This is a genomic window from Bacillus sp. JJ1122 (assembly GCF_036964885.1).
Lineage (GTDB): Bacteria > Bacillota > Bacilli > Bacillales > Cytobacillaceae > Mesobacillus.
Genome location: NZ_JBALQL010000019.1, coordinates 150,518 through 162,940 on the forward strand (window position 1 = coordinate 150,518; position 12,423 = coordinate 162,940).

General features: G+C 39.9%; 13 protein-coding genes. 10 read left to right on the forward strand and 3 right to left on the reverse strand.

Annotation, left to right across the window (positions count from 1 at the left end):
- Positions 1 to 89: 89 nt before the first annotated feature.
- Together V7201_RS11450 and V7201_RS11455 are read left to right on the forward strand one after the other, a co-directional pair.
- Positions 90 to 1,085, forward strand: a complete 996-nt coding sequence (locus tag V7201_RS11450) for a carbohydrate ABC transporter permease (RefSeq protein WP_335376862.1) — start codon at positions 90 to 92, stop codon at positions 1,083 to 1,085.
- Positions 1,082 to 1,951 (forward strand): carbohydrate ABC transporter permease, encoded by an 870-nt coding sequence (locus tag V7201_RS11455; RefSeq protein WP_335376863.1) that lies wholly within the window; start codon positions 1,082 to 1,084, stop codon positions 1,949 to 1,951. The genes V7201_RS11450 and V7201_RS11455 overlap by 4 nt, the downstream gene beginning before the upstream one ends.
- 119 nt (positions 1,952 to 2,070) lie before the next feature.
- On the opposite strand, the gene V7201_RS11460 is transcribed toward V7201_RS11455, so the two are convergent.
- Together V7201_RS11460 and V7201_RS11465 are read right to left on the reverse strand one after the other, a co-directional pair.
- Positions 2,071 to 2,325 carry a hypothetical protein gene (locus V7201_RS11460; RefSeq protein ID WP_335376864.1) on the reverse strand — a complete coding sequence of 85 codons (255 nt, stop codon included), beginning with the start codon at positions 2,323 to 2,325 and terminating at the stop codon, positions 2,071 to 2,073.
- Positions 2,326 to 2,534: 209 nt separating this feature from the next.
- Positions 2,535 to 2,975, reverse strand: coding sequence for a YkvA family protein (locus V7201_RS11465; RefSeq protein ID WP_335376865.1), 441 nt, complete (start codon positions 2,973 to 2,975; stop codon positions 2,535 to 2,537).
- A 303-nt stretch (positions 2,976 to 3,278) separates the two neighbouring features.
- On the opposite strand from V7201_RS11465, the gene treP reads away from it, so the two are divergent.
- The 6 genes from treP (at position 3,279) to V7201_RS11495 (ending at position 9,075) form a co-directional block, all read left to right on the forward strand.
- Entirely contained in the window at positions 3,279 to 4,694 is a 1,416-nt protein-coding gene (gene treP / locus V7201_RS11470) for a PTS system trehalose-specific EIIBC component (protein ID WP_335376866.1), read from the forward strand.
- Positions 4,695 to 4,736: 42 nt separating this feature from the next.
- Positions 4,737 to 6,422, forward strand: a complete 1,686-nt coding sequence (gene treC / locus V7201_RS11475; protein ID WP_335376867.1) for an alpha,alpha-phosphotrehalase — start codon at positions 4,737 to 4,739, stop codon at positions 6,420 to 6,422.
- Positions 6,423 to 6,483: 61 nt separating this feature from the next.
- Positions 6,484 to 6,612 (forward strand): hypothetical protein, encoded by a 129-nt coding sequence (locus tag V7201_RS11480; protein ID WP_335376868.1) that lies wholly within the window; start codon positions 6,484 to 6,486, stop codon positions 6,610 to 6,612.
- 107 nt (positions 6,613 to 6,719) lie between these two features.
- Positions 6,720 to 7,130: a YugN family protein gene (locus tag V7201_RS11485; protein WP_335376869.1), complete on the forward strand. Its 411-nt coding sequence runs from the start codon at positions 6,720 to 6,722 to the stop codon at positions 7,128 to 7,130.
- 177 nt (positions 7,131 to 7,307) lie between these two features.
- Positions 7,308 to 8,495, forward strand: coding sequence for an alanyl-tRNA editing protein (locus V7201_RS11490; protein WP_335376870.1), 1,188 nt, complete (start codon positions 7,308 to 7,310; stop codon positions 8,493 to 8,495).
- A gap of 367 nt (positions 8,496 to 8,862) precedes the next feature.
- A complete protein-coding gene (locus V7201_RS11495) occupies positions 8,863 to 9,075 on the forward strand; it encodes a hypothetical protein (protein WP_335376871.1) in 213 nt (70 codons plus the stop codon).
- Between the two features lie 62 nt (positions 9,076 to 9,137).
- On the opposite strand, the gene V7201_RS11500 is transcribed toward V7201_RS11495, so the two are convergent.
- Positions 9,138 to 10,013, reverse strand: coding sequence for a metal-dependent hydrolase (locus tag V7201_RS11500; protein WP_335376872.1), 876 nt, complete (start codon positions 10,011 to 10,013; stop codon positions 9,138 to 9,140).
- Between the two features lie 151 nt (positions 10,014 to 10,164).
- Between V7201_RS11500 and V7201_RS11505 the strand changes: the two genes are divergently transcribed.
- The gene (locus tag V7201_RS11505; RefSeq protein ID WP_335376873.1) at positions 10,165 to 11,736 is read left to right on the forward strand and encodes a peptide chain release factor 3; all 1,572 of its coding nucleotides are present in this window, start codon (positions 10,165 to 10,167) and stop codon (positions 11,734 to 11,736) included.
- 186 nt (positions 11,737 to 11,922) lie between these two features.
- The coding region (locus tag V7201_RS11510) for an EAL domain-containing protein (protein WP_335376874.1) at positions 11,923 to 12,423 on the forward strand (501 nt) is incomplete at its 3' end.

Genomic DNA, 12,423 nt, shown 5'->3' on the forward strand with positions numbered 1-12,423 from the left:
TGTTTAACAGAGCCTTTTAATAAGAACTTTTATTTTTGAAATCATATATTTTTTCTGACAATTAGCAATCGAGGGGGGTCTAGGAAGGTATGAAGTCTTCTGATACAACATTGGCACAAACAGAAGCTGGTGGGAAAGTACTGTATGAAACAAAAGCAAAAGCGGCAGGAGCAAAAAAGAAAGGCCTTAGCAGACAGGCAAAAGACAATCTTGCTGGATATTTATTTATAGCTCCCTGGATCATTGGTTTTATTGGGTTAACATTAGGACCGTTATTATTCAGTTTGGCTGCAAGTTTTACAGATTATAATATTACTTCAAAAATGAATTTTATTGGATTTGAGAATTTCAAACGCATGTTTACGATGGACGATCTTTTCCGCACTTCTCTTTATAATACTCTTTATTATGTGATTTTTTCAGTTCCATTGACGACTGCCGGTGCTATTTTGCTTGGTGTTCTTTTAAACCAGAAGGTAAAAGGCATGAGGTTTTTTAGGACAATCTATTACCTTCCTGCGGTGTTATCCGGGGTAGCAGTTTACTTCCTTTGGATGCAGCTGTTAAGCCCTTCTACAGGTTTAGTAAATACGATGCTGGCGTGGGTTGGAATTGATGGGCCGGCATGGCTGTTTGATCCTGAATGGACAAAGCCAGCCTTGTTATTGATGAAAATGTGGAGTGTAGGTGGAGGAATGCTACTATATCTTGCGAGTTTGCAGGGAGTTTCACCGCAGATGTATGAAGCGGCTGATATTGAAGGAGCTACTTCTTGGCAGAAATTTTTCCATATTACACTGCCGATGATCTCACCAATTATCTTTTTTGATGTCATCACGAGTACAATTGGATCGTTTCAGATTTTCCAGGAAGCCTACGTCATGACTGAAAATGGAAGCGGCGGACCAGGAAACTCACTCTTATTCTATAATTTGCATATGTGGAATAACGCTTTTGAAGTCTTTAACATGGGTTATGCATCTGCGATGGCATGGCTGCTGTTCATTATTGTAATGATTCTAACCGTTATAAATATGAAACTAGGAAAACGCTGGGTACATTATGAAGGGGGGGATGGAAAATGAGTGCGGCGACATCACCAAGATTCTACGAAACAAAGAGATTTAAAGAAAACATGAAGCTGATTTTCGTGACGCTGCTGCTCATTGCTGGCAGTACACTGATTTTAATGCCATTATGGTGGATGATTTCAACTTCTCTGAAATCCCCAGCCGAAATTGCCCAGTATCCACCGACATTTTTACCAAAACAATTTAATTTCAATAATTATATCGAAGCGTGGCAGACTGCGCCATTCACTCGCTGGGCGATGAATACGTTATTCATTGCGGTAATCGGAACGATTGGCAGCGTTTTTGTAAACTCACTTGTCGCCTACGCCTTTGCTAAAATCAGGTTCAAAGGGAGAAACGCCCTTTTTGTCATTGTCCTTTCAACAATGCTGATCCCAGGGTTCGTAACAATGGTGCCACAATATATTCTCTTTTCAAAGCTCGGCTGGGTAAATACGTATTTGCCGCTTATTGTTCCGGCTTTCCTTGGCAGTGCCTTTTTCATCTTCCTGCTTCGCCAGTTCATGATGGGGATTCCTAATGAGCTGATTGAAGCTGCCATACTCGATGGAGCGGGCCACTTGCAAATCTGGTGGCATATCATGCTTCCGTTAACTAAACCGGCCCTTATTACGGTTGCGATTTTTTCATTTAACGGTGCATGGAATGACCTGCTAGGACCATTGCTTTATATTAACGATGAAAGTATGTATACACTGCAGATCGGACTTCAAACCTTTAAAGGAACTGTCCAGACACAATGGCATTATTTGATGGCTATGTCGGTAACAGTCCTGCTGCCAGTGGTTCTATTATTTTTCTTTTTCCAGAGATACTTTATTGAGGGCTCAAATCTTGCATCAGGAACTAAAGGTTAATAAAAAAGGATGCTGCACTTTGAACTGTGCAGCATCCTTTTTTAGAACTATCCATTTTATGACTTAAAGCCATAGCCTGAAAACGTGCTTAAATTCATCAAGAAAGTTAATTGCAAACATTAATTAGAAACTGGACAGTTAGTCAGCCATACGCCTGAAACGCAAACTCTATAACCGTCATAATAAACATAACTTGTGCATCGCCAGCATAAGTAGCCATCTGGATTTGCAACACCTTCTTGCTGGACTGTTTCTGATTTTTTGGTGTTAATGTTTTTAATCTGTGAAATGGAGTCTTTCTGTGAAGGAGAGGCAATTACAGAGCCAGAGAAAATTAGCAGCAGGACAAATGTCATCATCATTAATTTTTGCATTTTCCTTCCCCCTTTTTTTAAAAAAAGACAATACAAATCATTACGGAATCTGACTTTGTAAAAAATTTACTATTACTTTAAAGTACGGATTAAGTATGAATTTTAGAATAGGACAAAATCTTTATTATTCTTTGGTTCACTGTAGTACAAAAGGGGTGCAGGGAATTTTCCCAATAAAAATACGCCCAGATCATCCGGACGTAATCGTATTATAAGCTATGGTGTGGCAGGTCTTTCTCGGTTATCACATTCTCCACCTTATTATTTTCCTTCCAAATTTTAAATTTTTCCAAGTCTGCGGTGATTTGTTTTAGGACAAATCCAATGACTGCCGCATCATCGACAATCCCCAAACCTACCAAAAAATCAGGCATCAAATCAATCGGAGAAACGAAATAGATGATGGAGGCTATGATTGTAACAATTGAAGCAGTAGGAATTTTTTTATATTCACCGTTGCGCCATGCACTGACTAATTCAAAAAGTAGTTGCAGGTTGTCCCATATTTCTGTTAGGGAGCCCTTTTTATCATCAGCTTTTTTAGTTGCATCTTTTATGAGAACATCCGTTTTTTCTGGTCGTTTTACGTATTCTTTAGCTTTTTTTTCAAACTTCTTATATCCTTCTTCTATTTTTTTTGTGCCTAGCATGATTAACACCCTTCCTGGACGTGCTGAAAGTTATTACTACTATTTTTACCCTTATTAACTCTTTGTCAAAACATCTACAGCAATTAGAAAATTTTCCAAATAGTATTTCGTCAGGTCTAAAAATAGAATGAAAGCCGTTTTAATACGATCATTAAGGGAAATTTATAGGATGAGTTAAAATGGTTGACGAATCATGTATATACAAGTAAAATGAAAACGTAATCAAAAACATGTATATACAAGTTTTCTTTCGTGCATAATTTTTTAGTTATTAAATGAAAACGGTAACAGGAGGAGAAAAGTATGAATCGTCAAGCAGTTGAGCAGATTGTTGAAGCTGTGGGCGGCAAAGAAAATATTGCTGCTGCAACACATTGTGTAACAAGGCTGCGTTTTGCCTTGAAAGACGAAGGCAAGGTAGATAAAGATAAACTCGAAAACATCGATCTTGTAAAAGGTTCATTCTCAGCCAATGGACAATATCAGGTTGTAATCGGCCAGGGGCTGGTAGACAAAGTCTATAACGATATGGTTGAAATCACGGGCATTGGTACAGCGACAAAACAGGAAATTAAGGATGCTGCAGAACAAAACCTAAATCCATTGCAGAAAGCGATCAAAACACTTGCGGATATTTTCATTCCAATTTTGCCAGCAATCGTCACAGCCGGTCTGTTAATGGGAATTAACAATATTCTTACTGGTAAGGATATCTTTTTCGAAGGGAAGGCCCTTATTGATGTCTATACAAATTGGGCTGATTTTGCCAGTATTATTAACTTAATCGCAAATACAGCATTTGTATTTCTGCCAGGGTTGATTGGCTGGAGTGCAGTCAATAAATTTGGCGGAAACCCGCTTCTTGGTATTGTTTTAGGCTTAATGCTTGTTCATCCTGACTTATTGAATGCGTGGGGATACGGTGCAGCTCAGCAGGAAGGCAAGATTCCGACATGGAACTTATTCGGTTTAACAGTTGAAAAAGTCGGCTATCAAGGCCAGGTATTGCCTGTTTTGCTTGCTTCTTATGTACTTGCAAAAATGGAGATATTCCTGAAAAAACGCATCCCTGATGCATTCCAGCTGTTGACAGTTGCTCCGATTTCATTATTGGTAACAGGTTTCCTTTCTTTCATCGTAATTGGACCGATTACATTTATGATTGGTAACGGAATTACTGACGCGGTAGTTGGCATTTTTGACGCTGTACCAGCAATCGGTGGTTTAATCTATGGAGGGCTTTATGCACCACTCGTCATCACAGGTATGCACCATACATTCCTTGCAGTTGATTTACAGCTGATCGGCACAATTGGAGGTACTTTCTTGTGGCCGATGGTGGCACTATCTAATATAGCCCAGGGCTCTGCTGCATTCGCGATGATGTTCGCAGACAAAAACAATGAAAAACTTAAAGGCTTATCCTTAACATCCGCTATTTCAGCATGGCTTGGAATTACTGAACCAGCGATGTTTGGGGTAAACCTGCGCTATAAATATCCATTTATCGCTGCGATTATAGGTTCAGCAATCGCCGGAATAGTCATTACTCTTCGCGGTGTTCAGGCACCTTCGATTGGTGTAGGAGGCCTGCCGGCATTCTTATCCATTTTCACAGAATATTGGGGAGTATTCTTCATTGGTATGGGAATCGCGCTTGTAGTTCCTTTCGTACTGACATTCATTATGGCTAAGGCGAAGCAGAAAAAAGAGGCTTAATTGCTGCTAGAGAATTAATCCTGACGGAGGTGGGTTGTTTCAATGACTGAACCATGGTGGAAGAAGTCTGTAGTCTATCAAATTTATCCAAAGAGTTTTTATGACACAACAGGAAATGGAACGGGCGACCTTCAGGGGATCATCGCCAAGCTTGATTATTTGAAAGAACTGGGTGTAGATGTAATTTGGCTTACACCAATTTATGATTCCCCACAGCGAGATAACGGCTATGATATAAGTGACTATTATAAGATTTACGAAGAATACGGCACAATGGAAGACTTCGACCGGCTGCTTGCAGAAGCGCATCAGCGAGGCATCAAGTTGATTATGGACATCGTAGTGAACCACTCATCAACAGAGCATGAGTGGTTCCAGGATGCCCGAAAGTCAAAGGATAGTCCATACCGGGATTTTTATATATGGAAGGATCCAAAAGAAGACGGAAGCGCACCGACTAACTGGGAATCCAAGTTTGGAGGGAATGCATGGGAGTATGACGAAGAAACAGGTCAATACTACCTTCACCTTTTCGACGTGACCCAGGCGGATTTGAACTGGGAGAATGAACAGCTGCGCAATGATCTGTACGAGATGATGCACTATTGGTTTAAAAAAGGCGTCGATGGGTTCAGGCTTGATGTGATCAACCTTATTTCGAAAGACCAGGACTTTCCGGATGATGATGGGTTAGTGCCGCCGGGTGACGGGCGTAAATTTTACACGGACGGGCCTAAAATCCATAAGTATTTGCAGGAAATGAATCGTGAGGTTTTCTCGAAGTATGACAGCATGACAGTTGGCGAAATGTCTTCGACAACGATCGAGAACTGTATTAAATACTCAAATCCTGATAGTCATGAATTGAGCATGACCTTCAACTTTCACCATTTAAAAGTCGATTACTTGAATGGGGATAAGTGGTCGCTTACTGATTTTGATTTCCTCGCTTTAAAACGAATATTATCGTTATGGCAGTCCGAAATGCATAAAGGCGGGGGCTGGAACGCATTGTTCTGGTGCAACCATGATCAGCCACGGATTGTTTCCCGTTACGGAAATGATGGCGAGTACCATCGTCAATCAGCCAAAATGCTGGCAACTGCTGTCCATATGATGCAAGGGACACCTTATATTTACCAGGGCGAAGAAATTGGGATGACGAATCCATACTATGATAAAATCGAAGACTATCGCGATGTCGAGTCTTTAAATATGTATAAAATTAAGCTAGCAGAAGGCATGCCTGAGGAAGAAATATTGAATATCCTGCAAAGCAAGTCGCGTGACAACTCAAGGACACCTGTCCAATGGAATGCCGAAGAACATGCAGGTTTTACAAATGGCTCTCCATGGATTAATGTCGCGAAAAATTACCAGACGATTAATGTTGAAAATGCTCTAGCTGACAAAGATTCAGTTTTTTATCATTATAAAAAACTGATCCAGTTCAGAAAGCAAAACGACATTATCACTTATGGCGATTACGAGTTGATTCTAGAAGATCACCCAGAAATATTTGCGTATGTCCGGAATGGCCAGAGTGAAAAACTACTTGTCGTGAATAATTTTTACGGAAAAGAAACTGTGTTTGAACTTCCGGAAACAGTAAATCTTGAAGGCTATACCGCTGAAATATTACTCTCGAATTATGATGATTCCAGCGAGAATATTTCAAGGCTAAGTCTCCGGCCATATGAATCGGTTGTTTACCATTTAATGAAATAAGATATGTGGAGGCATTAGTGTCTCCACAGTTTTTTTAGTTAGGTCCGGAATTTTCCACCAGATGGAAAAAGTAGTGATTATCAGTTATTTCGTAGTGTTTCCTTTTAAAACCGTAGTGAATGAAGTAAAAACCGTAGTGAATCCATCAGAAAGCGTAGTGATTTTCTCTGATTTCGTAGTGAATGTATAAAAAGAATATAAAGCTATCATTTTCACAGTGTGCTATTACATGTTTGAGGGTTGTATAGGAGTGGAAAAAACAAATATACCAATCCTATACGAAATGAGGTCCGTGATATGATACAAATTCAATCTAATTTAGAAGGAAAAGAGCTTTCTGTTGGAGAATTGAAACAAAAATTGGAGCCAATTGGCTTTACGATAAACGGCAATTGGGAATATGACCATGCTTATTTTGATTATAAAATGAATGATGATCATGGCGACCAGCAATACGTTCGAATCCCCTTCCAGTCAACAGGAGGTTCTTTAGATGAAGCTGGTACACTCGTTCAGCTTGGGACACCATTCTTGCTGGATCATCAGTTTGAAACAGAAGTAGATGATGAAGGGAACGTTGGAGCTCTCTCAGGCTCCTTCAACCAGTTTAAGGAGCCTGCCGACAAGGATGCTCCTTTCCCAGATGAATATGTAGAACAAGGAAGAACAGTGGTCAGCAAGGCGGAACAAGCTCTTGAAATAAGATAAGTGAACTACAAAAGGCAGCTATCCAGGGATTGGATGCTGCTTTTTCCGTTTCGGAAAAAATAGGATATTTTTGATTATCCAAAATGCCCTAGACTATGCGTTTGCTCCAGCACCTAGAAAGAATTAAAAAATGCTATACTTGTTATCAAAGTTTGAAATCGGAGCGTGAAGTGTGCAATGGATCAGAAATTGTATTACAAAGATTCTTATCTTAAAAGTTTTACGGCAGAATTAATCAAGCAGGGCAATGATGAATCTGGATGTTTATATGCTGTATTATCACAAACAGCCTTTTATCCGACAGGAGGGGGTCAGCCGTTTGATACCGGCAGTTTAAATAGAGTTGAGGTTATTGATGTTGAGGAAGTCGAAGGGGAAATACGCCATTACTTAGCAGAACCTTTAGGTGAATGTGCTGTTGTGGAAGGGCGTATTGATTGGGAGCGGCGTTTTGATCATATGCAGCAGCATTCTGGCCAGCATATTTTATCAGCAGCTTTTGAGGAGTTATATCATTATAAAACAGTCAGCTTCCATCTCGGCAAAGAAACGCTGACAATCGACTTGGCTACTGATAATCTTTCAAATGAAGAAGCGTCCGCTGTTGAAAAGCTGGCGAACAAGGTCATCCTTGAAAATCGTCCAATTGTCACTAAATGGGTCAATAAAGAAGAATTGAAACAGTATCAACTAAGAAAAGAGCTTTCTGTGTCTGAGAATATCAGGCTCGTCATCATCCCGGATTTTGATAATAATGGCTGTGGCGGCACACATCCAAGCAATACTGGCCAGGTAGCTTCGTTGAAAATATTAGGCTGGGAAAGGCAAAAGAAAAAAGTCCGTGTTGAGTTTGTTTGCGGAACTCGTGTGCTCCAGCAGCTTGAGAAGAAGCACACCATCCTCCAGCAGCTTACATCCTTATTGAATGCACCTGAACAAGAGATGGCAGGAGCTGTACAGAGAATGCTCGAAAACCGAAAAGAATTAGAGAAGGCAGTTGAAGAAATGAAGGAAAGGCTTTTGACATATGAAGCTTCAGAATTAATCGAGGGGAGCAGCCAGGATTTAATCAGCAGTCAGTTTCAAAACAGAAGTGTTCAAGAACTTCAAAAGCTGGCAAAATTGCTGGTATCGATGGCTGACGCCAAAACATTCCTTCTTGTTGCGGAAAATGAAGACAAGCTGCAATTTGTCTTCGCACGCGGGAATATGGCAGAAGGGAATATGAAGGAATTGGCGTGCAAGGCAATTGCGCTTATAAACGGCAAAGGCGGAGGAAATGATTCTTTTTCCCAGGGCGGCGGTGACAAGCTGTGGTCAGGAGAGGATTTTATGAAGCAGATCGTTGAAATGTACAATGATTAAGATTTTTCCTTAAGGATAGAGCCTATTTTTAATAAGGCACTATGTTAAATGAAATCGAGAGAGTGGGACTCAGAACCATCCTTTGTAAGCGAGCAGTGACAGTAGCCGAACTTAAGAAAGAATACAAAGTCACGCACAAGTTTTTGAATATTTTATTACAAATTTTAGGAATATAAGCCTGGTTCATTGGAAGTGATTTTCGGCTTTATAATTAATATATTAATTAATGGAATAAAATATAGAATTTAAATCATACTTTAATCCTATTTTTTACAGTTGTAATGGATATAAATGAAAGTTTTACCATTTAAAAATAGGTTTAACTCCCTCATAATGGAATTCAACCAGAGAAATAGGGGGAATCAGAATGTTTGAAATTGAAAAAGGATCTATTGAAGAAGCCATTATGATCCTGCAAAATCTCGGTTTGAAAATGAATGAATACGAGAAAATGAATTCGATGATTTCTGTTGAAAAATACAAGGAATTGTTGGAGTTTACAATCGCCATTGCCACAAAGACAAGCGAAATTACCGACACTATTGATGAGATGATGGATGATATCCAAGCCAATATGTAAATATAAATTTAAGGAGCAGCCCTCTTGATTCGGGCTGCTCTTTTATTCTTTCTGCAAATCGTTCAATTTTTTTGTGTGCGATCAATGTATTCAAATAAAAATGATTGTCCATTACGGTAGAATCTTGGGTCATATACTCCTATTTTTTCACCATCATCGACAATGACGACAAATGGTGACCATTCATAGAGGGTGCGGGCTTCTGGTCTTTCCTTAAATAAGTTATTCAGGTTGGCATTCTCAGCGGATGTAAGTTCATATTGAAGTTTTTTATCAGAGAAAAGATTATCCTGGAAAATCGCTACTTTACTGTCGTTTTTAGTGATAACGTTATAAGTCCATGGAATGAAACCAGCCGAGAGGGCAATTTGATCATATTCGTTTTCATATTGATTGTAGATAATCAAGCCTTGGATACTCTGGACAACAAGGTGCAGGACTATGAAAACCCATGCGAATTTAAAATAATAAGAGCTTTTCATTTTATTCATCCTGGAAGCGACAAACGCGGTACCGATTATGACCCAGAAAACAAAATCGATGATTGGAATGGTGCCGAATGATATTCTAATATTGGAAAACGGCTCTAGATATCCTGTTCCCCAGGCATTGAATAAATCACTCGTGTCATGGATCAATACTGCAAGCCATCCAAAGAAAAATAATTTTAGATCTTTTACGTTAAATAGAAGGTAAGATAGTAAAATAAAAAGTGCAGCCCATAATGGAGTCAGGAACAAGGAATGAGTAATGCCGCGGTGCCACATCTGGTAGTGGCCTTCGCTATCCCAAAATCTTGAAATTACATCAATATCGGGAATCTGGCTGGCTCCTACCGCTGTCAGCAGGTAAGCTCGTTTTTTGGATGTATCCATATGCTCTTTATCAATGGAGCCATAAAGGGCTAAACCGAATAATGTATGAGTAATTGAATCCATGGTCCACCTCCTCGAACTTATATTATAAGGCTTTTGGGAATATTTTAAAAAGTATTGATATGCAATTGCAGGATTGCAAACTTATCGCCAGAAAGATAAGATTAACTTTATGAGGAAATTTGCCTTTAAATAGAAAGGAAACATAAAAATCATGAAAAAATTAAAAGACGAAGTATTATCGCGCAGAACATTCGCGATTATTTCCCACCCGGATGCGGGAAAAACGACTCTGACGGAAAAGTTGCTCCTCTTTGGCGGTGCGATCAGAGATGCAGGAACAGTCAAAGCGAAGAAAACTGGAAAATTTGCTACGAGTGACTGGATGGAAATCGAGAAACAGCGTGGTATTTCCGTAACCTCCAGTGTCATGCAATTTGATTACGACGGTTTCAAGGTAAATATTCTGGATACTCCTGGTCACCAGGATTTTTCAGAGGATACTTACAGGACTTTGACAGCGGTGGATAGTGCCGTGATGATCATAGACTCTGCAAAAGGTATTGAGGATCAGACCCTAAAACTATTTAAAGTTTGCCGTATGAGGGGCATTCCGATTTTTACCTTTATCAACAAGCTTGACCGCCAGGGGAAAATGCCGCTTGAGCTTCTTGCTGAACTGGAAGAGGTTCTTGGAATTGAATCATATCCGATGAACTGGCCAATCGGAATGGGAAAAGAATTCCTGGGTATTTATGACCGTTTCAATAACAGGATTGAGCAATTCCGTGTAGAAGAAGACGACCGATTTCTTACATTGAATGACAATGGTGAGATTGAAGGAGTGCATAAGCTAAAAGAATCTTCGTTGTATGATCAAACTCTTGAAGAGATCATGCTTCTTGACGAAGCAGGAAATGAGTTTTCCGCTGAGCGGATTGCTGAAGGAAACTTGACTCCTGTATTCTTTGGAAGCGCGCTGACCAATTTTGGTGTTCAGACTTTCCTTGATTCTTATCTACAGTTTGCGCCCACGCCGCAGCCAAGAAATTCGACTGCAGGCGAAATCAATCCTCTTGCAGATGAGTTTTCTGGATTCATCTTTAAAATCCAAGCAAATATGAACCCAGCCCACCGTGACCGGATCGCCTTTCTGCGCATTTGTTCTGGTAAATTTGAGCGTGGTATGACCGTGCAGTTAAGCAGGACAGGAAAACCAATGAAACTTGCACAGTCCACACAATTTATGGCTGATGACCGCAGCACGGTTGAAGAAGCAGTTGCCGGCGATATTATTGGATTATATGATCCAGGCACTTACCAGATCGGCGATACAATTGTTTCTGGCAAGGAAGCATTCCAGTACGAAAAGCTTCCTCAGTTTACTCCTGAACTTTTTGTTCGTGTATCAGCTAAGAACGTCATGAAGCAAAAGCACTTCCATAAAGGAATCCAGCAGCTTGTTCAGGAAGGCGCAATCCAGCTGTTCAAAACAGTGAAGACAGATGAATATCTGCTTGGTGCAGTCGGCCAGCTTCAGTTTGAAGTATTTGAGGCAAGGATGCGCAATGAATATAATGTAGAAGTATTGATGGAGAGACAGGGCTCCAAAATTGCTCGCTGGATCGAGGGTGATCAGGTAAACGAAAACCTATCAAGCTCCCGAAGCCTTCTTGTTACCGACCGTTTTGATAAAAAAGCCTTCTTGTTTGAAAACGACTTTGCATTAAGATGGTTCCAGGAAAAGAATCCAGAAGTAAAACTTTATAATCCAATGGATGCATAAATGTGTTGAGCCGGCTTTGAATAAAGCCGGCTTTTTTTATTGGCAAAGCCTTCAATAACAAGTTAAGTACGTACCATTTAAGAAAAATATAATAAAGCATCTTTTAAAAACAGGTTCAATTTTCCTATATGGATGGTGTTATTGTTATAATTAAATTGGACTAGAAATTAAGGCTGGAGGTTCATTATGAATAATGAGTGCATGCAATGCGGATTGCCATTTCATTTATACGATACAGGTTATCTGTTTATCCGGAGTAAAAAGGATCATCCAAAATTCAGCAGATTTAATGAAGGCTGGTTAACAAAAAATTATCAATCGGTTGAGGAATTGCAAAGAATGCTTAAGGAAGCGTGCGAGCTTATTGAGGAAACGGAGGTGGAGGCAGGTATATCGGAAAAGAATGTTATTCCTAAAATGAACATCAGTCTCACTTCTTTATATAGTCGTGTACGGGAACGTGAAACGGTTGAAATGATCAATCATGGGAGTCTTGTAAGCTACCTGCAGCCCATCGTCAATCTCAAGAATGAAGGTCAGATATATGGCTATGAATCTTTATTGAGGACGGAATCACCGGAGCAGGTACCTCCTGGAAAACTTTTCGGAACTGCTCATGAAACTGGTCTGCTTTCTTTGCTCGATAAACGGGCGCGTGAAGCAGCGATTAAAGCAAAAAAAGAAAAA

What these genes read in the sequence shown, in the direction of transcription:
- V7201_RS11450 (WP_335376862.1), top strand. Translation starts at nt 90, where the DNA reads ATGAAGTCTTCTGATACAACATTGGCACAAACAGAAGCTGGTGGGAAA.
- V7201_RS11455 (WP_335376863.1), top strand. Translation starts at nt 1,082, where the DNA reads ATGAGTGCGGCGACATCACCAAGATTCTACGAAACAAAGAGATTTAAA.
- V7201_RS11460 (WP_335376864.1), bottom strand. Translation starts at nt 2,325, where the DNA reads ATGCAAAAATTAATGATGATGACATTTGTCCTGCTGCTAATTTTCTCT.
- V7201_RS11465 (WP_335376865.1), bottom strand. Translation starts at nt 2,975, where the DNA reads ATGCTAGGCACAAAAAAAATAGAAGAAGGATATAAGAAGTTTGAAAAA.
- treP (WP_335376866.1), top strand. Translation starts at nt 3,279, where the DNA reads ATGAATCGTCAAGCAGTTGAGCAGATTGTTGAAGCTGTGGGCGGCAAA.
- treC (WP_335376867.1), top strand. Translation starts at nt 4,737, where the DNA reads ATGACTGAACCATGGTGGAAGAAGTCTGTAGTCTATCAAATTTATCCA.
- V7201_RS11480 (WP_335376868.1), top strand. Translation starts at nt 6,484, where the DNA reads ATGGAAAAAGTAGTGATTATCAGTTATTTCGTAGTGTTTCCTTTTAAA.
- V7201_RS11485 (WP_335376869.1), top strand. Translation starts at nt 6,720, where the DNA reads ATGATACAAATTCAATCTAATTTAGAAGGAAAAGAGCTTTCTGTTGGA.
- V7201_RS11490 (WP_335376870.1), top strand. Translation starts at nt 7,308, where the DNA reads ATGGATCAGAAATTGTATTACAAAGATTCTTATCTTAAAAGTTTTACG.
- V7201_RS11495 (WP_335376871.1), top strand. Translation starts at nt 8,863, where the DNA reads ATGTTTGAAATTGAAAAAGGATCTATTGAAGAAGCCATTATGATCCTG.
- V7201_RS11500 (WP_335376872.1), bottom strand. Translation starts at nt 10,013, where the DNA reads ATGGATTCAATTACTCATACATTATTCGGTTTAGCCCTTTATGGCTCC.
- V7201_RS11505 (WP_335376873.1), top strand. Translation starts at nt 10,165, where the DNA reads ATGAAAAAATTAAAAGACGAAGTATTATCGCGCAGAACATTCGCGATT.